Annotated in this window: 13 protein-coding genes and 1 pseudogene; 5 read left to right on the forward strand and 9 right to left on the reverse strand. The window is 67.1% G+C overall.

The window, feature by feature from the left end:
* Positions 1–859: 859 nt before the first annotated feature.
* From ABZV34_RS31220 to ABZV34_RS31260, 9 genes are all read right to left on the reverse strand, one after another.
* Positions 860–1,747 carry an NAD(P)-dependent oxidoreductase gene (locus tag ABZV34_RS31220; protein WP_356283988.1) on the reverse strand — a complete coding sequence of 296 codons (888 nt, stop codon included), beginning with the start codon at positions 1,745–1,747 and terminating at the stop codon, positions 860–862.
* Between the two features lie 112 nt (positions 1,748–1,859).
* Positions 1,860–2,399, reverse strand: coding sequence for a flavin reductase family protein (locus ABZV34_RS31225; RefSeq protein ID WP_356283991.1), 540 nt, complete (start codon positions 2,397–2,399; stop codon positions 1,860–1,862).
* A 107-nt stretch (positions 2,400–2,506) separates the two neighbouring features.
* Positions 2,507–5,563 (reverse strand): BTAD domain-containing putative transcriptional regulator, encoded by a 3,057-nt coding sequence (locus ABZV34_RS31230; RefSeq protein WP_356283994.1) that lies wholly within the window; start codon positions 5,561–5,563, stop codon positions 2,507–2,509.
* 53 nt (positions 5,564–5,616) lie between these two features.
* Entirely contained in the window at positions 5,617–6,477 is an 861-nt protein-coding gene (locus tag ABZV34_RS31235; RefSeq protein ID WP_356283997.1) for a cupin domain-containing protein, read from the reverse strand.
* A 152-nt stretch (positions 6,478–6,629) separates the two neighbouring features.
* Positions 6,630–8,159, reverse strand: a complete 1,530-nt coding sequence (locus ABZV34_RS31240) for a 4-hydroxyphenylacetate 3-hydroxylase N-terminal domain-containing protein (RefSeq protein WP_356284000.1) — start codon at positions 8,157–8,159, stop codon at positions 6,630–6,632.
* 650 nt (positions 8,160–8,809) lie between these two features.
* The gene (locus ABZV34_RS31245; RefSeq protein WP_356284003.1) at positions 8,810–11,863 is read right to left on the reverse strand and encodes a BTAD domain-containing putative transcriptional regulator; all 3,054 of its coding nucleotides are present in this window, start codon (positions 11,861–11,863) and stop codon (positions 8,810–8,812) included.
* A gap of 881 nt (positions 11,864–12,744) precedes the next feature.
* Positions 12,745–13,224, reverse strand: coding sequence for a flavin reductase family protein (locus ABZV34_RS31250; protein WP_356284005.1), 480 nt, complete (start codon positions 13,222–13,224; stop codon positions 12,745–12,747).
* A gap of 611 nt (positions 13,225–13,835) precedes the next feature.
* Entirely contained in the window at positions 13,836–15,452 is a 1,617-nt protein-coding gene (locus tag ABZV34_RS31255) for a 4-hydroxyphenylacetate 3-hydroxylase N-terminal domain-containing protein (protein ID WP_356284008.1), read from the reverse strand.
* 1,021 nt (positions 15,453–16,473) lie between these two features.
* A complete protein-coding gene (locus tag ABZV34_RS31260; RefSeq protein ID WP_356284011.1) occupies positions 16,474–16,632 on the reverse strand; it encodes a hypothetical protein in 159 nt (52 codons plus the stop codon).
* 127 nt (positions 16,633–16,759) lie between these two features.
* Between ABZV34_RS31260 and ABZV34_RS31265 the strand changes: the two genes are divergently transcribed.
* The 5 genes and pseudogenes from ABZV34_RS31265 (at position 16,760) to ABZV34_RS31285 (ending at position 22,207) form a co-directional block, all read left to right on the forward strand.
* Positions 16,760–20,275 (forward strand): phosphodiester glycosidase family protein, encoded by a 3,516-nt coding sequence (locus tag ABZV34_RS31265; protein WP_356284014.1) that lies wholly within the window; start codon positions 16,760–16,762, stop codon positions 20,273–20,275.
* Between the two features lie 369 nt (positions 20,276–20,644).
* A complete protein-coding gene (locus ABZV34_RS31270; RefSeq protein ID WP_356284017.1) occupies positions 20,645–20,866 on the forward strand; it encodes a hypothetical protein in 222 nt (73 codons plus the stop codon).
* Between the two features lie 60 nt (positions 20,867–20,926).
* Positions 20,927–21,058 carry an RHS repeat-associated core domain-containing protein gene (locus tag ABZV34_RS31275; protein ID WP_356284020.1) on the forward strand — a complete coding sequence of 44 codons (132 nt, stop codon included), beginning with the start codon at positions 20,927–20,929 and terminating at the stop codon, positions 21,056–21,058.
* 525 nt (positions 21,059–21,583) lie between these two features.
* Positions 21,584–21,824: pseudogene (locus tag ABZV34_RS31280) on the forward strand (transcriptional regulator).
* Entirely contained in the window at positions 21,821–22,207 is a 387-nt protein-coding gene (locus ABZV34_RS31285) for a VOC family protein (RefSeq protein ID WP_356284023.1), read from the forward strand. The pseudogene ABZV34_RS31280 and the gene ABZV34_RS31285 overlap by 4 nt, the downstream one beginning before the upstream one ends.
* Positions 22,208–22,473: the final 266 nt, after the last annotated feature.

Raw genomic sequence — 22,473 nt, forward strand, 5'->3', positions numbered from 1 at the left:
GCGGGGGGTTGTGTGGGGGTCATTTTATTTGTGGGGCGGGACTCACAGTGCGTCCGGACGAGGAAAGCCATGAAGTCCAGCTCACCATCCAGGCGGGACACACGCCTGAAGTAGCTGCCGCACGACGCCGAGACCGGCAGCGGAAGGAGCCTCTGCTCATGAGCCGCGGGCCGAATGCCGCTGCGCGGTTGTCCGTCAGGAAGCGCCCGATCTCGTACGTCGCCGACGGTGGTGCAACCGCCGCGGCGCCGACGATCTTTCTACGGGCCGGCGGACCCTTCCCCCGCGCGGCGAGCGGCTCCTGAACAGTATGGTCGCCCATGGGCCTGGTTCGACGCGGTGGCCGATGTGTTCGCCGGGCTCCCCGACCTCTCCGTGCCGGCGGCCACAGAGCTGTCAGGCGAGGCGGGAGGTAACGCCAGCCGTTGTCCTGCCGTGAACCGGTGCCCCGCAGGGCCTGGGGCTCCTCAGGGCCCGGACAACGTACTGTGGCCGGGAAGCCGCGTGTGACCAGGTGGCGGCTGCTGCCGAGCGGGAGCCGCCGGACGTGGCTGGCCGGTGGTGGCCCCGGCGTTCCGCACCCGACTGGCCCATCGGCCACAACTGCCCTCGTGCTGCGTTGACTTGAACACAGTATGAGGGGCCTGGCCACTGTTACGGCGGGGTCCGGCCACACCGCCGCCAGGGACGATGAACGCCTCGAACGGACCCTCCGCCGGGCCGGCGGCACATCCGGCATCACGCCGGCCGACCGACGGCTGCCGGGCCGGCATCAGGCTCGCCCTCACCCACCACCCGGCGGGAGCCCGAATGGATCGGCAGTGGCCTTCGAGGCGGGGTGCCGCAGCCACCCGCACCGTCAGGCGGGAATCTGGCCGGCCTCACGCTGGAGCCGGACGAGGAGGGCCATGAAGTCCAGGTCACCCAGGCCGGTCGAGATGCACGCCTGGAGCAGTTGCTGCACGACGCCGGTGACCGGCAGCGGAACTCCGCCGGCCGCGGCCGACTCGAGGGCCAGGTCCAGGTCCTTGCGCATGAGCCGTGCGCTGAACGTCGATGTGTAGTCGTCCGCCAGCAGGGGCCCGATCTTGTACTTCACCAACGGTGACGCGACCGCCGAGGCACCGACGACCTCCAGAAGCTTGTCCCGTCGCACGCCGTGGCCCTCGGCCAACGCGACGCACTCGGCAAGGAGCTCGGCCGTCCCGGCCACCATGAGGTTGAGGGCCAGCTTGATGACGCGGGCGGCATCCCCCTCGCCGACGTAGAACACATGGGGACCGATGTCGCGCAGCAGACTCTCCACGGAGGTGAAGACGGCGTCCTCACCCGAAGCGATGACCGTGAGGTTCCCGGCACGCACGACACCGGGGTTCCCGCTCACCGGAGCGCGTAGGTACCGGACGCCGCCTGCCTCAGCTGCGGCTGCCACGTCGCTGGAGATCTCGGCAGAGACCGTGCTCATGTCGATGAGGGTCCGTCCCCGCCCGGCCGCGGCGTGGGCAAGGCCCCCGTCGCGCGCGAGGGCGACATCGGCCAGGGCCTGGGAGTCCGCGACCATCGTGATGCAGACCTCTGACCGGGACCACGCGTCAGAGGGGGCAGCCAGCTCGGTCGCGCCCTTGGCCACCAGGGCGTCCGCCCTGCCCTTCGACCGGTTCCAGACACTGACCTCGTGGCCCGCGCTGATGAGTCGTTCGGCAATGGCGGATCCCATCTGACCGAGACCCAGCACGGATATGTTCACGTTTATCTCCAGGGGACATGTGCGCGACTTGCGCAAAGGGTTGTTGTACTCGTCCGAACCCGGCGCACCGCGGCGACGCGCGGTGCCGGTCCGGGAATCTGGACGGTGTCCGCTACATCGATGAGGCGAGGTGCCAGTCGAATGCGAGCTGCGCATGGGCATGGGGATCGCAGAGGCTGCCGAATTTCCCGCCGAAGTACACAAGGGGTTCCGAGTCGGCGGAGTAGCCGCAGCTGACCACCTCGCCGATGAAGATCGTGTGGTCTCCCCCGGCGACCTCTTCCTTCACGTCGCAGACGAAGTAGGCGACCGCGCCGTCGACCACGGCGAGGTCGTGGCCGGTTCGCAGCCCCATGCCGGCGAACTTGTCGTCACATCGGCTCGCGAACCGGAGTGCGTGGTGCTCCTGCCCCTGTGAAAGGACGCTGACGGCGAACACTCCGGAGCCGGAAATCGCGTCCCTCGTCGCCAGGGTGTTTCCGACGCACACCAGCAGCATGAGCGGGTCCAGCGAAACGGACGCGACGGCGCTGGCCGTCATCCCCGCTGGTCCGTCCGGAGTCACGGTGGTCACGATCGTGACGCCGGTCGTGAACCGTGCCATCGCTCCTCGATAGGTAGCGATGAGGTCCTGCGCGGTCGATGTACCCATGATGCCCTCCGTTGCCTGTAACGAGATGGCTTGAGCGTTTCCTGTGATCAGGTGGCTCGAGTGTGACTGCCGACGTGTTTACCGACGCGAAATCGGCCCGGCCAGGTCTATCGGCGCAGCTGCGTGACGAGCCGGCGCACCTCGTCGGACGGCGGCACACCGAGCTCCCGCATCCGCGCGACGTACCGTTGGTAGAGCGCCAGCACGGCGTCATCGCTGCCGCTGGCATGCGCCAGCTTGATGGCGAGCCGCCAGGCCTGCTCGCGGTAGGGATCCTCGCGAAGCACGTGGTCGACCAGTCCCTTCGCCTCGCGATAACGGTTCATTCGACAGGCGAGCTGGGCCGCGTCGACTCGGGCCGACAAGAACGTCTCAGCCAGGACCACGCGACGCTCGGCGACCCACTCACCGGATACCGTCGCAAGGTAGGGCCCCCTCTCGACCATGTTGAGGGCGTGCGACAGCGTCTGGAGACGAATCTCTCCGTTCTGTCTCCCGGCCTGGGCGACGAGGTCGACCGCCCGTTGTGCCGAACCCATGGCCAGCGCGGGGCCGACCAGTTGAAAGAGATCGCCGTCCTGCGCCGGGCCCAGGCCCTCGGGCAGTATCTCGCGAAGCCGGTAGAGCGCCTGCCGCAGATAGCTGCGGCCGGCAGCGTCATTGCGGCCACCGAAGAGCGCCCCGAGGAGCTCTTCGCGTGTGGCCCTGCGGTCGGGTGTCCCGAGCAGGTAGCTGAGGAGCTCGACGCTCTTCGTCAGCCGAGGCTGCGCCACGTTCCCGTCGACTGTGAGCATCGGCTCGCCGAACTCCTCGAGCACGAGACGGGGCGTACTCACGTTCACGCGTACGGAATGCTGGCCCGAGAGGACGGCGAGGATCTCGTGCCAGGGCGACATGCGACTGGCCTTGGTGTCCGCAGCTCTGGCCGCGACGGACGGCACGTCCGCCAGGGCCGTCAGCAGCAGGTGCTGTGTTCCGTGTGTCGAGGCGGAGACCATCGCAAGGTCGGCGGTGGCGTCGGACTCGTCCTCGAGGCCGAGACGCCATTGGGCCTCGGCCAGGTACACGGCAGCTGTCGGGAGTTCGAGATTGCGGTCTCCCTCCTGCATGCTCCGGAGGCATTCGGCGAGGTGCTCGTACCCTTCCTGATCCCTGTTCTGCAGAAGCATCGACAGGCCCGACCACATCTGCCACGTCTCCCGCGTGAGGGTGTACTCCGAGGCTCCGTTGGCAGTCGCCTCCGCCAGCACGCGGTCGGCGCGTTGTGTGTCACCCTTGAGGCGCAGCCACAGCTTGGCTTCGACGAGCAGGCTCATGTTCTTGTACACCCTCGAGCCGGTGGATGCGATGAGCTCCCTGCCTCGCTCGATGGATGCGCGGGCTTCCTCTCCGCGGCCGAGGTCGAGCATGAGATCGACGGCGTCGACGGCATGCAACCAGACCGGCTGCGATGTACCACGGCGAGGCTCGAACATCGACATCGCGGCATCGAGTCGCCCGGTGGCGCGCAGCGCGGCGACGACCCAAGGGCCGCCGAGTATCGTGCGCCACGGATCGAACGACTGCGGGTCGTCGAGTCCGTCGAGGCGTCCGCGCATGAAGGCGAGCCGCATCAGCAAACCGTCGAGGGGGCCGGACGGTGTGGTCGAGAACTCGGGAAAAGGCGGCGGCTTCTCGCCGGTGGCCAGCGCGATCAGCGTCTGCGCGATGAGCCGGTTCCGGCCCGGTGGCAGCCGATCGGCAACGGACTGCGCCTCCTCGACCCGCCCATGGTGCCAAAGGCACCAACAGGCCAGGACGTGGGCCTCCTCGCAGTCGGAGGTCTCCGGCTTGGGAAGCCAGTCGTATCCGTGGCGATCGACGAGCTCCACTCCGCGGTCACATTGCTCGAGTGCGAACGCGACGCGCAGGATGACAGATCCGATCTCCGGTGTCGGGGTCCGGGCCGACGCTCCCAGTGCGTCGAGCCAGCGTGCCGCCGGCGCGAAGTCCATCCGGGCGACGAGACTGGGGAGGGCCAGGGCAGCCAGCCGACCGGCCGCCTCCAGGTCACCGAGCCGGAGCAACTCGTCGACGGCTTCCTCGTGCTCGCCGCGGGCGATCAGGACCTCGGCGTGCCTGCGACGAACCGTGCCGAGCGTCCTGGCATCCTCCCGTCCCAGAGCCTCGTGCAGAAAGTCGCGAAACACCGGGTGCGACGTCATGCGCGAGCCGTCCGAGGACCACGTCACCGGTAGGTGCCGGGCTCGGAGGTTCGCCATGACCCCCGCCGCGTTCTCCTGTCCCAGGGCCCTGGCACCCTCAACCGATACCTCCTCCAGCAGACTGGTGTGAAGAAGGAACGTCCTCTCCGCCAGGGAGAGCGAGTTGAAGACGTTCGCCGCGACATAGGACCGCAGCGCGTCGGGATCCAGCTCGTGGGACCGCGCATGACGCCAGCCCTCGAACAGGACGCCGGTGACCCAGCCCCCTGTCGCCGCCACCGCCTGAGCCGGATTCACATCGACATGGCCCACAGTCCGAAGTGCCGCGCCGGCCTCCTGAGCGTCGATGGCGAGTTCGCTCTCGACCAGCTCACCCACGCGGTCACGTTCGCTCGTCGAACCCGGGTCCAGGCGGACATCGACACGCGAGATCAGTACGAGGTTCACGCCGGTCGGCAGGTAGCGGGCGAAGGACGACAGCACGGCGATGCAGGTCTCGTCGGGGGCGACTCGTTCGACGTTGTCGCACACGAGGATGAGCCGACTCCCCTGGAGGCTTTCAGCCAGCAGTCCGGCTGCCTCGCCGATGTGAAGACTGCTGCTCAGGGCATCGGTCGCCACATCGGCTGCGCTGGGGACAACGCCTTCGACAGCCGCCTCGAGATAGACGAGCAGGCGCCCCACCGCCTGCTCCGTCCCGTCGAGTGACAGCCAGGCAACGGGCCTGTCGAGGTCCCTGACGGCCAGGGCCACTGCCGTGGTCTTTCCGGCCCCGGCCGTCGCGAAGACATTCACCACAGTGTGGCGGTCGAGCAGCCCTCTCAACCGTTGACTGAGCCTGTCCCGGACGACGACGCCTTTCGCCGGCTCCGGCATGGCCAGTTTCCGTCTGATGATCGCGCGATGCTGCCGACCTGGCGTCTTCGAGTCGCCCTGTCGATCGGAATCGGAGTCACCCATCGATCGTCGAGCCTCCGTGCTCCTCGGTGCTCCTCAATGTTTCTCAGTGTTTCTCAGTGCTCATGCGGGACGTTGTTCCAGTCGTCCGGGAAGAAGAACCCGTCCGACGTCGGAGGAATCGGCGACTGCACTTCGATCCAGCGGGCCGGCTCGTTCCGCTCGTTGACGAAGCCATGGGTGCCGTTGGTGCCCGCCCACACCAGATCACCTGTCTGGATGACCTCGTCGTTGCCGTCGAGGGTCCCCCGCATCCCGCCAGAGGTGAAGTAGTAGATCTCCTCGAACGGGTGGTAGTGGACCTTGGCCGCCTTGCCCGGGCCGGACTTCGGCGCGATCTCGCACACGAAGACGGTGTGATGCTGTGCTCCCACGAGCTGGTCGACCATCATCCTGAGGCTGATGTTCTTGACGTTGGGTCCGTGGTAGCCAGGCATCGACAGCTGCGCGTACGGCGCCATGTCCGAGTCCTCGAAGTGCCCGACGTAGCGATGCCGGGGGTCCGTCTCGGAGGGTCGACCGAGATTCTCACCCGGAGCGGGCTTGGCGGCGATGCTGCTGCGGGCTCCGTCGTACGTCGGCGGCTTCGGCGCGCGTACCCCGAGCCATGTCAGTCCCTCGTCGCCGGCGGTCAGCGAGTGGGCGACGCCGACAGGCGCCACACCGTAGTCGCCGGAACCGAGGTCGTAGCGCAGCCCGGCGAAGGCGGCTTCGCCGGATCCGCCGGTGATGAACCACGACTCCTCGAACGGGCAGCGGGCCCAGCCCGTCGTCGCCCCGGGGGCCAGCTCGTAGAGGCTCACTTCCAGGTGATCAGCACCCTGTTCGTGTCCGACCAGCAGCGCCTGCCGAAGTCCCGGCACGCCCTCGACATCGACGAACTTCCGGTCCGCCGCACGCGCGATGTAATAGGCCATCTCAATCTCTCTGTCTACACGCGAGGGATGCCAGGGCAGGCATCCCTCGCTGGTTGTTGCTGATCCTCATCGGGCCTCTGCCCAGGGCAACGGTGCGGGCGGGCGGTTCGCGGCCCTCAACGGCCACGAACCGCACCCGCGCCGTCGTCGGCTCAGCTGACCCGTGAGCCCTCGAGCCGCGCGCCGTCAAGGCGTCGGGCGTACTCGGCCTGCTCGGTGTAAGCCGTCACCTCGGGGGCCTCGGGCTCCGGAAGGCCGCAGACCTTCCGGGCAAGCTGCGTGATCGGCCCGGAGGGTGACAGCTCCGAGCGGGTCATCGTGCGCATCCGAGTGCCGAGCAACGGGGTCCCGTTGAACTGCTCGAAGGTGCTCACCCTGTCCCCGAAGTCGGAGAGGAACAGGTCACGGATGACACGCGAGATGCGCAGGCGGTCGTAGGGCTCGCCGACCGCACCTTCCTGCAGCGGTGCCAGCCAGTCGTGAAGCTCGGGGTTGTTCCACTGATCCTCGGTCGGGAACAGGAGCGAGGCACGGCCGGCGAGGTCGATCACCTCGTTCCTCATGTCCGCGTACTTTTCCAGGTAGTACGACCGGCCGAAGTCGAAGAGCACGACGTTCGGCTTGTAGAGCCCCGAAGGCGAGATGAACCCTTCCGTCTCGGACGCGATCACGTGGGCCCGCATCGTCTGGTAGAACTCGACGAGACGCGCCACGCGCGCCTGGACCGGCGGAATCTTGAAGGTGCCGAGGTGCTCGGTCATGAGCATCGCGAGACCGACCATGAGTTCGGCCCGGACCATCTGCCGGATGAGCGCCTCGTAGTGCGTCCAGTCGAAGATGCGCTGCGGGTACAGCGAAGCGTGCTCGGGGCTTCCGATGTGGAATACGTGATCCCACGGCATGAACACGTTGTCGAAGATGACGGTGCATTCGAGCTCGTCACCGGCCGAAGAAATCGGGTGGTTTTCGGGGTCGTTACGTCCCGTCGCCTCACGGGAGGTTATCGTGACGCCCGGCGCGTTCACCGGAACAGCGCCGTAGATGACCTGCTCGCTCTCGATTCCCGGGCGGTAGAAGACGCCGATGTGCAGGTAGTCGGCGAACGGCGCACCGGTGACCACGGCCTTGACACCGTTGACCACGATGCCGTCGTCGCGCGTCTCCACGACACGCAGCGCGGTCTTGGCCGCGTGCTGCCTGGACCGGTCGATCTGAGGGTCGATGAAGGCGAAGGCGCAGTTGAGGTCGCCCTCCTTCACCAGCTCCAGGAACTTGCGTATGCCCACGGTCAGGTCACGCCCGCCGGTACCCACGGACTGGTCGCTCCACGGCTGCGGGTCCTCTTCGTAGGTGACCAGGCCGTAGTTGTTCGCGCACGGAGTCCGCCCGATCGATCCGCCGTCGAGCTCCCGGACCACGGTCTCCAGATACACACGCTTGCGCCGCAACCCCGCGGCGTCCCCGTGATGGAACCACATCATCGAACGACGCACTCCGTCGTCGTCGACGAAGGTCATCAGGTCCTGCGTCTCGGGCTCGTGATGCAGGTCGTAGAACTTCGCGAAACTCTTGGCCGCTGCCCTGGTCTTCGGGTGTGTCGTGATGTCATCGATCCGATCACCTCCGACCCAGAGAACGCGCCCGTCCCTGAGAGACTCCAAGTACTGATCGCCAGTTCGCATCAGATGCCACCTTCTTCACCAAGTACCATCGCGTATGGACTGTTCCTGTCGGGTCGTCATTCACATTCCACTCGACAGAACGTCACTGGGAATATTGCTGCGAACCCGTTTGCGAACCTACCCCTCGACGCGTTAGCAGATGGGAAATCAGCTTCACAATCGACTGATGCTTCGAACCGCGCAATTCGAATTCGGCGAAATCGCATCTCACCGTGAACCGGGCACTCACTCTGCCGATTAATTTCTTTGAGTGTAGCCAGGGGCTGTTAGTGGGGCGTTAATCGCGTCGAGAGACGCCGTTAACAACGCCGTTAGGGAGTCTTGCGGCGGAGCATGGCGAGTTCGGCCGGCGAACGGGAGTGCCGATCCGCCCTGCTCCATCGTCGAAATACGGACCATGGTGCGGAAGCAGATGGCGCGCGAAGGCGGCAAGGCCGGTCATCGGGATTCTCGCACTGTGGCCGCCGGCCGCCGGGTGGGCCAGAAGAAGGTTCCTGGGCCGGGTACCTGGCAGGAGCAGCTTCGGTCAGCCGTGGCGACAGGGCGGGCACAGCCCGATGATCACCGAGCGTCGTCACTCCGTGATCAGCAGGCCCTTTGCCCGCTCGACTACCGAGGTAGCCCGCCGCGCCTATCTGCGCAGGCCGCCATCAGCGCAGTTGGGTGACAAGCCGTCGAACCTCGTCGGACGGCGCGACACCGAGCTCCCTCATCCGTGCGACGTACCGCTGAAAGAGCGACAACACCGCGTCATCGCTGCCGCTGGCATACTCGAGCCGGATCGCGAGCTGCCAGGCCTGCTCCCGGTAGGGATCGTCGCGGAGCACGTGGTCGACCAGACCCTTCGCCTCACGAAAACGGTTCAACCGATAGGCCAACTTGGCTGCGTCGACTCTGGCCGACGACAGGACCTCGGTCAGCACCGCACGACGCTCCACGACCCATGTGTCCGACCCGGTCGCCAGAAAGACGCCCCTCTCCGCACGGCTGAGGGCGTGCAACAGCGTCCGAAGCCGCACCTCTCCGTCTTGCCTTCCGGCTTGCGCGACGATGTCGACTACTCGCTGGGCCGAACCCATCGCCAGTTCCGGGCCGGCCAAACTGAAGACATCCCCGTCCTGCGACGGCCCAAGGTCGGCGGGAAGCGCCCGGCGAAGCCGAAAGAGGGCCTGTCGCAGGTAGCTCCGGCCGGCAGCATCGTTGCGGCCGCCGAAGAGCGCGCCGAGAAGCTCACCGCGTGTGGCCCTCCGGTCAGGGCTTCCGAGCAGATAGCTGAGCAGCTCCACACTCTTCGTCAGGCGGGGCTGGACCACATTCCCGTCGACCGTGAGGGTCGGCTCTCCGAACTCCTCGAGGACGAGACGTGGCACGCTCACCTCCACGCGCACGGGGTGCCGGCGCGAGAGCACGGCGAGGGTCTCGTGACAGCGCGACATGCGACCGGACTTGGTGTCCGCCGCCCTGGACGCAACCGATGGCATGTCCGCCAACGCGGTCAGCAGCAAGTGCTGAGTCCCGTGGGCCGAGGCGGAGGCCATGGCGAGCTCCGCCGTGGCGTCGGACTCGTCCTCGAGACCGAGCCGCCATTGCGCCTCGGCCAGGTACACCGCGGCCGTCGGGAGATCGAGCTGGCGGTCTCCCCTCTGCATACTCAGCAGGCATGCCGAGAGATGCTCCTGCGCCTCAGCATCCCGGCCTTGCAGCAGCATGGAAAGGCCCGTCCAAAGCTGCCACGTCTCACGGGTGAGGGCATAGTCCGAGGCGCCGTGGGCAGCCGCCGCCGCCAGGACGCTGTCGGCACGTTGCCTGTCGCCTTCGAGGCGAAGCCACAGCTTGGCCTCAGCGAGAAGGCTCATGTTCCAGTACACCTTCGAGCCTGTTGACGCGATGAGGTCCCGCCCCTGCTTGAGCAAGGTCCAGGCCTCTTCTCCGCGGCCGAGGTCCAGCATGAGATCGACGGCGTCGACGCCATGCAGCCAAACCGGCTGCGACGAACCGCGACGAGGCTCGTACATGGCCATCGCGGCGTCCAGGCGCCCCGTGGCGCGCAACGCGGCAACGACCCAGGGTCCCCCGAGGATCGTGCGCCACGGGTCGAACGAGCCCGGGGCGTCGAGTCCGTCAAGGCGACCGCGGACGAAAGCCAGGCGCATCAGCAGACCGTCGAGCGGGCCGGAGGGCATCGTCGAGTATTCCGGGAAGGGTGGCGGTTCCTCGCCGGTCGCGCCCGCGATCAACGAGTCGGTGATACACCGGTTCCGGCCAGGTGGCAGTTGGTTGCCGACGGATCGGGCCTCGTCGATCCGTCCGGAGTGCCAAAGGGACCAGCAAGCCAGGACACGGGCCTCCTCTGATCCGGGAGACCCCGGCTCCGGAAGCCAGTCGTAGCCGTGCCGATCGATGAACTCGACTCCGCGCCCCCATTGCTCCAGTGCGAAGGCAACGCGCAGTACGACGGATCCGATCACCGAAGTCGGGGTCCTGACCGACGTACCCAGTGCGTCGAGCCAACGTGCCGCCAGGGCGAAGTCCATCCGCGCAACCAGACTGGGGAGGGCGACGGCGGCCAACCGCCCTGCCGCCTCCACGTCGCCGACCCGAAGCAGCTCATCGACGGCTTCCTCGCGCGCGCCGTTGGCGATCAGGAGTTCCGCGTGCCTGCGACGCACCTCGCCGATCGTCCTGGCGTCCTCCCGTTCGAAGACCACCTGCAGGAAGTCGCGGAACACCGGGTGGGGCGTCATGCGCGAACCATCGGCGGACCAGGTCACCGGAAGGTATCGGCCCCGGAGGTCGGCCATGATGTGCGCTGCGTTCTCCTGGCCCAGTGCCCGTGCTCCGGCGACCCCTATCTCGTCCAACGGGCTCGTATGCAGCAGGAACGTGCGCTCATCCAGGGAAAGCGAGTCGAATATGTTCGCGGCGACGTAGGTGTGGAGTGAGTCGGGATCCATCTCGCGGGACCGGGCGTGGCGCCACCCCTTGAACAGGACGCCTGTCACCCATCCTCCCGTCGCGGCTACCGCCTGCGCGGGATCCACGTCGACGTCACCGACTGATCGAAGTGCCGCGCTCGCCTCCTGGACGTCGAAGGCAAGGTCGGTCTCGACCAAGTCACCGACCCGGTCCCGCTCACTGGTCGAGCCCAAGTCGAGCTGGACGTCGACGCGCGAGATCAGTACGAGGTTGGCGTCGGACGGCAAGTAGCGGGCGAAGGAGGACAGCACCTCGGTGCAGTTCTCGTCGGAAGCGATGCGCTCCACGTTGTCGCAGACCACAATGAGCCGACTGCCCTGCAGGCTTTCGGCAAGCAGTCCAGCTGCCTCACCGAACTGAAGGCTGCTGCTCAGAGCATCCGAGGCGACATCCGCCGCACTGGGGACCATGTTCCCGACAGCCGCCTCGATATAAACGAGGAGACGCCCCGCCGCCTGCTCCGTCCCGTCGAGCGACACCCAGGCAACAGGCCTGTCGAGTTCGCCAACAGCCACAACCACCGCGGTTGTCTTGCCGGCACCGGCGGTCGCAGAGACTTTCACCACCGCGTGACGGTCGAGGAGCTCATGCAGGCGTTGGCTGAGCCTCTCGCGGTGGACCACCTCTTTGGCAGGCTCGGGGATCGCGAGTTTCCGTCTGATGATCGTGCGGTGGTGACGACCTGCCGCCGTCGGCCCGCTCGATCGACCGGGCTCGGCTTCAGCCATCGGAGCAGCTTCGAGGATGTCCGGCTGAGTGGACTCCTCTCCCAACACCCCAGGCCATGCGTGCCCACATCGCCCAACCTCCGCGGTTCTCGGTACTCCGCGTGGAGTGTACGCCGGTCGTCCGCGAAGAGCGCTTCGCGAGTCGGGGGAATCGGCGACCGACCTCGACCCGACGGGGTGGCTCGTCACGTTCGTTCATGAACCCATGGGTGCCGTCGGCGCTGACCCACACCAGGTCCCCTGGTCGCGGTGACGCGCAAGAGGTCTCCTACGAGACAGGGCCGCATGGATGCCTCACATTCGGAGGGGTTTTTGCCGACGGACTGCGCCGCCGCCGGCAACGCCTCGGTGTCACATGGCACCTGGCCCGTAACCGTGAGCCGATCTGCTTCAGACTGCCGCGCACCGCGACGTCCAGGTTCAGCTCCGTGCCGACGTCCTTGACCTGAATCGGGTCCTCGGCTCGGTGCACACGAGGGCCGGCGTCTTCCGGTACTCGTCCGGCAGCACATCCCCGCCGCCCGCATCCGCACGGAGCGGGACCAGCAGCACCGCCCGATCGGTCGCCTGTGCCCTTCCCGGGCGCGCAGCGGCCACGACGTCGGCCGGCGGCCTGCTGTGCCGGCTGCTCGGTCAGGGTGTCCACCCAGGCCCGGACGGCCGTGATCCTCTCCAGCGTCCCCAGCACGCTGCCGATCACCGCAACGGGCCGATGTACTTACGGATCGCAGGAGCAGACCGGACAGCCACGCAGGCCAGTCGGACATCCCCCTGGGGGCTTGCCAGACGATCTCCGCCACGGACATGCGCAGCCGACCAGCCGGCCCCTACAAGGCACCAGGGCATTGACCTGCGACTTCGAGATGCACACAGCCCAGTCCCTAGCACATGGCGCCGAATCCGCCCGCGAAGTGGACGAGCGGACGACCTTCCGCCTTGTGTGCGAAATGCCGTGCGTCGCCCACGAAGATGGTGTGGTCGCCGCCGGGCAGGGCCCGGGAGACGTCGCAGACCACCGTGGCGATGGCGTCCCTGAGAACCGGGACACCGTGCTCCTCGTCGATGGCCACGCCGGCGAACCGGTCGGGCACGGACGCGGCGAAGACGCGGGCCAGGTGCTCGCTGTCCTCGCCCAGGACGTTGACGGCGAAGCGTCCGTGGTCGGCGATCGCGGTGCGGGTGAAGAGGTGGTTGCCGATGCACACGATCAGCTGGAGCGGGTCCAGCGACAAGGCGGAGACCGCGCTGGCCGTCATGCCGATGGGTGTGCCTCCGGTACGGGTCGTGATGACGCTGACGCCGGTGGCGAGACGGCTCATGGCGGCCCGGAACGCGACGGCCGTGTCGAGGGTTTCAGTCATGGGGAACCTCCAAGAGGGGTGTGGTCTGGCTCGCGCCGGCGAAAGACCTCTCCACGGCGTGCACCGGACGTCCCGCGCGGGTCGGACCGTACGGATCACGCGCTGCCCGGGGGCGACGTGTGCCGGGAGTCCCGGCGAGGACGAGGGGCCGTTCAGATGCGCTGCGGGCCGGGAGTCGGCCCTGCGGGCTCGAGCACGAAGATGTGACGCAGCAGGATGTAGACCGCGCGGGCGAGGTCGCGGCCCGGCAACGCCCGGCCGATCCGAGCCACGGCCTGGTCGACCGGCCTCAGACAGGCTCCGGCCGCCCAGACTCCTCACCGGCCATCAGGAAGGCGAGCGAATCCGGGCCTCGCTTGCACGGCGCTTGCACGGCGCTTCCACGGCGTCGGCCACCGCGTTCGGTCCGCTCACCGCGGTAGGACGACGCCTCAGGCGGCCGACACCACCCTTGCACGTCGTCAGGCGCTCACACTCCCGACAGCGTGACGATGCCTCTTGAAGGCATCGGGACCGCGTTCATGACCGGTCCGCTGCATCGCCGGCGGGCGAAGCGCCCTGCCGATGTGCTCGGCCCGCGGGAACCTGCGGGCCGAGCGCATCGGTGGCGGTCACGCGTCCTGGGTCTTGATGTAGTCGGGCTGATCGTTGTCTTCCAGCGAGAAGCCCTGGTTGCCTGACGCGGCCTGAGCGAGCGAGGCCTTGGTGGCGACGGGAGTCACCGAGCCGAACAGCTCCTTCCGCTCGGCGACGGCGCGTGCGTTCATCTCGTCGGCGGTACCGAGACCGATCGCCTCACGGGCCAGTTCGGTGATCGAGCCGCCGGGGTCGGTCGAGATGCGCTGCATCGTCAGCAGCTTGATGAGGAACAGCGGCGTGCCCTGGAACCTCTCGAACGACCTGAAGCGTCCGGCCCAGTCGCTGAGGAACCGGTCCTGGACGAACTTGAAGAGCCGCACCTTGTCGTGCGCGCTCATCGTCGTACCGTGGAACATCTCCAGAAGCTTGGTGCCGATCCCGGGGAGCTCGAAGTCCTTCGCGCTCGGCGACAACACCGCCGCGCGGCCACACATCTCGACGATCTTCTCCGACAGCCGGCCCACGTTCTCGAGGTAGTGCGCGCGGCCGAAGTCGTAGAAGACGTTGTTCGGCTTGCACAGCCCCCTCGGCGTCACGAACGCGGTCGCCTCCGAAGCGATGCTGAAGGCGCGCAGCGTCTCGTGGAAGCGGACGAGGTCGGCGAGATCGGATCCCACGACCGGGTGTTGAGACGTTCCGGTCGACTGCGAGATGAGCACCGCCAGTCCGGTCATGAGCTCCGCGCTGACGATCATGTGGTGCAGCGTGTCGGCGTGCTCGAAATCGAACGTGCGCTGCGCGTACAGCCTGGAGTGATTGACATCGCCCAGGTGGTAGATGTGCTCCCACGGGATGAGGACGTCATCGAAGTACACCATGGAGTCGAGCTCGTCGCCGAGGCTTGACAGAGGCCGATCGAAGCCGGACTCGGGGGGTGTGGCGTTGGAACGACGTCCCACATGCGTGATTTTCGGGTGGTTCACCGGGACGCTCGCCCAGACGATGTGCTCCGGCTCCGTCCCGGGCTTCACGATGTTGCCGAGCAGGATCGTGTCGGCGAATATGATCGAGGTGGAGACCCCCTTCCAGCCTTCGACCACGACGCCTTCGTCATTGCGCTCCTTGACGCGGAGCATCGGGTTGCGTGCGGCCACCTCGGGGTCCGAGCGGTCCCGCTGCACGTCGTTGAGCAGGGGAACCGTCCAGAGGTCCGCGTCGCGGTTGGCCTCGAAGTCCACGACGATGTTGCGGGCGAGGTCGGCGTGCGCGGGCGTGTCCTTGGACAGGTCGGCCCAAGGGGCGGGGTCGTCCACGAAGGCGTACCAGTTGCCGCTGTTGCTGTGGGGGAGGCGGCCGAACGCGCCGCCGCCGAAGCTGCGGATCACCTCGTTGGCGTAGTCGCGCCGTCGCTCGAGGTCATGCTGGTCTCGCGGATACAACCAGCCGATGGGGCGTCGCGTACCGTCGTCGTCGACGAAGGTCAGGGAGTCCTGGTTCTCGGGCGCGTGATGCATGTCGTAGAAGCGCGCGGCCTGCTCGGCGTAGCCACGGGTCAGAGGATGCTTTGCCACATCGTCGATGCGCTCACCGTCGATGAAGACGTTACGTCCGTCACGCAGAGATTCCAGGTAGTCCGCACCGGTTCTCATGGTTATGCCTCCAGCTCTGTAGGAACGCGGCTCACTGTCGCCGTCAAGGCGTTAACAGACCGCGAACAGGGCGTTAATGGCCCTCGAAGCAGCCACTGTCCGGGTGCAGGCCCGCAGCCCGAGTGAGTCCAGCACCGCGCCCGCCGACTCCCGCGCCGGCTCAGCGCGGCAGGGTGCTCCTAGGCGTTGACGCTGGTGGAGACCGACCTGTCCCGGTTGCAGATCACGCGGAGACGATGACCGACGTGCTGGCGGCCGGCCGGCCGGGCCGGCCGGATCCGGTCCCGGATGGGGGCGGCGGTTCTGACGGTGGCCGAAGACGCGTCCGCCGCCTCACGGGGGTAGTTCGAGCAGGTGACCACCGATCTGTCCGGTCCGGACACCGCACAGTTGACCCACTCGCAACTGGAGGACCTGCTCGGCTCTCGGATGCGGGAGGTGACCCGGTCGTTGGTCCAGGACCATGTGAACCCGCGGGCGCTGACCGAAGCCCGGGTGGCCGAGGTGGTGGACGCCAGCGGCGTGGAGCACACGAGGGTCGAGCGCGGCCGCGCGCGTGTCCAGGCCACGGTGTTCGGGAAGGTCACCACCACCAGGATTGCCTACCGTGGCACCGGGGTCGCTGATCTGCACGTCGCGGACGCGGTGTTGAACGTGCCGGCCGGGGTGCACTCCCACGGGATCGCGCAACTCGCCGCGATCGAGGCGGCGGCCCAGGGGCTCATTTGCCGAGGCCACCGGCCCACCCAGCACCCCAGCACCCCAGCAAGGCCAAGACCAACGCAGGGGACACGTCCAACTTCACCAACACCAACGCCATCCACACAACACCACACACACTCCACTCAGCCGACCCCGCCGACGAGACCGCGTGAACCTCGACCAACTGTCCCTCGTGGAAGACCTGGACCATGGTCGCGGTGGAACGGACGTCGACGCGGCGGCCGATCAGCTTCCAGGGCACCGAGTTGAGCGTGCGGCCGACCTTGACGTGGATGTCCGGCCCCACTGTGGCGGTGAATCATGGGGCCAGCACGAAGGGCTTGTCCGGCAGCGGTAGCAGGGCCGGAGCCTCGGGCCGGTCTGGCAGTGAGGTGAGGTACTCGACCAGGACGAGCAGCATCAGCACCGCCACGGAACCGGGAAGGACGGCGGACCATGAGCGTGGTCCGACGTTCATTCAACAGATGATCTTTCCTCATCCTGATGAGTCGCCGCATTCAGTACCTGACCGTTCACTGCCGATCATGTTTACTTTGACAAGACAACGTGACGTCTCGCGGGGTCATTCCGTGAGACGTCGCGGGATGTTGGCGACAGGCGTCGCTGCACTCGCACTCACTCTGACAGGCACGTCCACGCCGGCCGTCTCGTTCGCCTCCGCCACCGGCAACACCTCGTGGCTCCCCCAGCAGCTCGACTCCTGGTCGACGATCACGCAGCACACGATGAGCAAGCCGGTGACGGTGACGAACGGCGTCACCTACTCGGGCGGCGCGGTCGACTCCATCGACGGCCGGGTGCCGATCAACGTCGTGTCCACGGACACCCGGAACTCGAACGTGCGACTCGGCGTGGCGGTCTCGCACGACGCCGTGGTCGACCCGCAGGACGAGACGACCTCGTCGATGGCGGTTCGTACCGGAGCGGTGGCCGGGATCAACGGCGGATATTTCCAGATCAACGCGTCCGGTCAGGCGAACGACGGCGAGATCGTCGGCGGTGAGATCTGGAAGAGCCCGACGTCGAACCACGAGGGCACGATCTCGGTGCTGCGGAACGGCTCCGTCGCGTACGGGAACCAGGTCTTCAGTGGTTCCGTCGCCGTTGACGGCGGCGCAAGCCGTCCACTCAGCTCGGTGAACAAGTTGGCCGACGCGACCGGCGACGGCATCACGCAGGTCACGCCACGGCTGGGCGACGTGGCGAAGACCTGGTTCGGCGGCACCAAGGTCGTCGCGGTGGGCACCTCCGACGACAAGGGTGCGACGATCCGGATCACGAGCGTGACCACCGGTGACTCGATCTCGGGCCGGCAGTACGGCCTGGTCGGTGGGGACGCGGCCAGCGCGAGTGGTCAGTGGATCCAGCAGAACGTCAAGGTCGGCTCGGTCGTGACCACGACGCACCGGATCAGCCCGAACAACGACATCCAGGAGATGATCCAGGGCCCGGGTCGCATCCTCAAGGACGGCGCGGTTTTCCAGGACCCGGTCAACCAGATGCCCAGCGGCCTGCACCCCGAGTCGGTGATCGGCAGCACCGCCGACGGGCACCTGGTCATGGCGACGCTCGACGGCCAGAAGGCGGCCAACGTCGCGCTCGGTGTGGGATGGCAGCAGGTGGCCTCCTACATGCAGTCGCTCGGTGTACGGGACGCGGTCCTGCTCGACGGCGGCGGGTCGACCGCCATGGCGGTGCGCCAGCCGGGCGACACGCAGGCCACGCTGACCAACACGCCCTCCGACCTCTCCGAGCGGCCGGTCGCCAACGGCCTGTTCGTGTACTCGGCCTCGACCACGGCCGGACCGGCGAAGAAAGCTTTCATCAACGGTGGTGCCGCGCTGTCGACGGCCGAGGGCGTCGTCTCGAAGGTGAAGGCGTTCGCGACGGACCGCGCCGCGAACCCCACGAGCGACCCGGTCTTCGTCACGGCCGCGCCCAGCAGCCTGGGCACCTGGACGAACGGCGTCTTCAAGGCCGGCTCGGCCGGTTCCGGCACGTTGACCGTGCGTGCGGGTCGCAAGACCGCCCACGTGAAGCTGACGGTGGCGGCGGCGTTCGACCAGCTGAGCCTCTCCCCCGCGCAGCAGGGCCTCGCCAACAACGCCTCGCAGAAGTTCACGGCGCAGGGTACGAACGGCAAGTCCGCGGCGGTCACCGTCGCGCCGGAGTCGGTTACCTGGACGCTCGACCGTAGCGACCTGGGCAAGATCGACCCGGCCACCGGGGTGTTCACCGCCGCCTCCACGGGCAGGGGCGAGGTCCGCCTCACCGCCGCCGCCGGCGGCGGCACGGCGACCGCGGTGCTGAGCATCGGCTCGGTCATCAAGCCACTGCTCACGGCCGACAACGCCGCGGAGTGGCAGATGCGCGCGGACGGTGGCGCCGTCACGGTGCCCGCCGACCACTTCGCCGAGACCACCGACGTGCCGCCGGGATCCGGCCAGGCGCGGGCGCTGCAGGTTGAGTACTCGTTCCCGAACGACACCAAGCAGCACCGGGTGCGGGTGGTGCCGAACAACGGCGCCGGTGTCAAGGCCGACAAGAACGAGCTCGGTCAGGTGCCGCAGAGCCTGCGCTTCCAGTTCAAGGTCGAAAGCGCCGCCCCGCAGAAGTCGTGGATGGTCCTCAACGTCTCGGACCCCGAAGGGCACCTGATGGGGCTCTGGCTCGAGCTGGCCCCGAGCGACTACAACCGGTGGAACGAACGAAGCGCGAAGCTGGTCTGGGGTGTCTTCACGTCCTATCCGCTGACCATCCAGGACATCAGCCTGGTGGGACAGAACGCGACCGGCGCCAACGTCGGCAAGTTCACCTTCGCGGGGATGAAGCTCCAGTACTCGGTCGGCACGCCGACGCAGGCGACGCCCTACCAGGCGATCAACCCGAACAACCCGTCCTGGCTGCAGTACACCCAGGATCCGGCCGACTTCCGGCCCGGCGGGCAGACGTTCATCATCGGCGACGACGGCCACCTGGTGGCGGCCAACCCCGCCTCGACGAGCGTCAAGAACATCGCCGGCATGGTCGACCGTACGACCGGCAAGTCGTTCCAGACAGCGTCCGGTCAGACCGTCGCACCGCTGCCGGTGCAGGCCCGTCCGGACGTCGCGCTGAGCCTCGGTGACATCGCCGACACCGGCAACAAGGACGACCTCTCCTACGCGAAGGCCCAGTGGGAGCGGTTCGGCCTGCCGTTGTACGACGTGGTCGGCAACCACGAGGTGAGCCAGGGCACCATCCCGCAGAACACCAACTTCTACGACGTCTTCCAGCAGAACACGCACTTCGCGTTCAAGCAGGGCCAGGCGACGTTCATCGGCCTGGACAACTCCAGCGGCTCGATCGCGGTCTCCGACAAGTTCCAGCAGCCCGCGGAGCCGCAGTACCCGTGGCTGGCGCAGCAACTGGAGAAGGCGACCACCCCGGTGGTGTTCGTCGGTGTGCACATGCCCGCCTACGACCACGCGCCGAACAAGTCGAACCAGTTCTCGAACCGCTGGGAGGCGCAGCAGTACCTCCAGCTGATCCAGGACTACCGGCTGTCGCACCCGCACCAGCGCGTGGTCCTGATGTACGGCCACTCGCGCGGCTTCGCCGACCAGCTCATCGACCCGCTGGGCAACCCGGCGGACGCGAAGCTCGGCATCCCGCAGTTCACGATCGCCGACATCGGCACGCGGCCGTACGTGGCCGCCGACAAGGGAGGCCTCTTCCACTTCGCGCTGTTCCACGTCAACCAGGACGGGACGGTCCAGTACTCGGTCCAGGCCATGCTCAAGTCGATGACCATCGACCAGGGCACCGCCGGCTCCGACGCGGCCGCTGCGCGCACCGACACCATGGTGGCCGGTCAGGCGAAGCAGTTCACGGCGACCGCCGTGAACGCCAACGGCAACGACATCAACGAGCCGCCGACGATGCCGGTTGCCGACCCGATGTCCCACGTCTGGGCGAGCTCCAACAAGAAGGTCGCCAAGATCGACCCGGTGACCGGGGCGCTGACAGCGCTCAAGCCCGGCACCACGACGATCTCGGTGACCACGGGCGGCATCACGAGCAAGCTCAACCTGTTGGTCTCCAAGGCGGACAAGGACTGACGCTGACGCCCCGAACCGGGTTCTGAATCGGGGCGGTCGGCACTCCTCACGGAGCTGCCGGCCGCCCCGCTTCGTGCGGCCGAGCCGCGCCTGACCCTCATCGACGGCTCGGCAGTTCGGGACAGCACGATGACCGCCGCCGCGCAGAGGCTGCGAGGTGTGGTTGCCCCAGTAACTGGACCAATCTCCGTACCAAGACCCCAGCCGCAGGCCGCGGCTTGCGTGTGGACGCCTGCGGGTGCAGTGCCTGAGGGCTCTCTTCGTTGCACTGCTCAGGACATTTGTCAGACTTCCTCCGCGACACCTGTACTGCCGTATCCATGCCTCTTGACACTGCACCACGCCTGTCTGTTTCCCTAGACTTGCAGCATGTTCAAATCACACAAACCAGGACCAAAAGATGTCTGGGAAGGCATCATCGAGGCCAAGTCGCGGGGCATGCTCGACGGAGCGAACATGTACCACTTCGTCAAGGTGCGGTGCGTCGACGGTCAGATCATCAAGGTGCGCATCGACCGTGGACTGTGGAAGTCGATCGCGGTCGGAGATCGCATCGTCAAGGAGCCTGGCAGCGGTCCGGCCAAGGCGTAACCCCGGCACCAGGGTATTGGTGGCCTGCGGCGCGCTTTTGCCTGGCCGGCGCGCCGCCGAGTGTTCGGGGCGCACGAACCGGACCCCACCGGTCTCTACCACCTCCAGGCCCGCCATTACGACGCCAACATCGGCCGCTTCACCCGTCCCGACCCTTCCGGCCATGAGCAGTTCCATTGGCCGACCGCATGAGGGAGGCCCGGCGAGCCAGAGACCCTCTGGCTCGCCGGTGGTTGCAGCGGAGCCGTACAGGGCTTCATAGCGGCCTCCGCCGGATACGACGAAGGAAAGGTTCGATCAACGCTCAGATTGAAGACTGCAATCGCGGTGATGTTTCTTGTCAGGACTGTCGCGATCCTTCTGAGCGTGACCGGAAGCGATGGCCATATACCGGTGATTCGACTCGTTCTGGGAACCGTTGCCGCGATCTGTGGCGCCACCCTAACGGTACTGATGATCCGCGGCCCCCGGAACTCATCGCCCAGATGAGATCAGGCAGTTGCCGGGCACGGCGCATGTCCGGTGTGGGAAGGCGCAGGTGTTGCCGTGAATGAGAGGGGCGCGAATCTTTCGCCTTCCAGCTCGGCGCCGTCCGCTGACGCAAGGGCATGCGGAGCCGCCATGGTCGTCGGGTGCAACGCCAAGAAGGCCTGGGAGGACACCTCCTGGGGTGATGATTTCAGCGACCTCGGCCACTGCGTCAACCCGCTCGACGAGCTGGTGGAAAGGGACGGGCATCCCCTGTTCGAGATATCCGCGCGGCTGTTGACCAAGCACGGTCTGGAGATATCCCGCCCGGCGATCAGCCAGCACTCGGCTGTGCTCGAAACCGTCGGCCTGATCGTTTCGCGGCGCCAGGGCCGCTACAAGTTTTTGAGTTCTACGATCTGAACACCGAACCGCTCGAGCGTATCGTGACCGATGACTCAGGCCCGATGTACCGGAGAGAGAACCATGAAGATCCACCTGTCCAGTGTCTTCGTCGATGACCAGCAGAAGGCCCTGCGTTTCTATACCGACGTACTCGGCTTCGTGAAGAAGCACGACGTCCCACTGGGCGAGGACCGGTGGCTGACCGTGGTCTCGCCGGAAGAACCGGACGGGACGGAGCTGCTGCTCGAACCCTCCGGCCATCCCGCGGTGCAGCCGTACAAGACGGCGCTGGTCCAGGACGGCATCCCGGCCACCTCCTTCGCCGTGGACGACGTACAGGCGGAGTTCAACCGGCTGCGGGAGCTCGGTGTGCACTTCACCCAGGAGCCGTTGGAGATGGGCCCCGTCACCACTGCGGTTCTGGACGACACCTGCGGCAACCTGATCCAGATCGTGCACAGCAAGTAGCTGATCGTGCCGCCTCGCTACCACTGATCGGCCGACGTCCACTGCTCATGATCGTCGGCACTCGCGCCGTGACCGCCTGGATGAGCATCGAAGCGTTCCAGCGGGCTACCGGGCCCAAGGAGATTCACTGGATCAACGGGTGCCGGCCACATGGACCTCTACGACAAGAAGCAGTGCGTCGACCCCGCCGTCGACAAACTCGCCGACATCTTCGCCGAGTCCCTGGGTCGGGCTCCTGAACCCATGACGGTACCCGCGTCATCGCC

Source organism: Streptomyces sp. NPDC005195, from assembly GCF_040608315.1.
Classification (GTDB): domain Bacteria; phylum Actinomycetota; class Actinomycetes; order Streptomycetales; family Streptomycetaceae; genus Streptomyces; species Streptomyces kaempferi.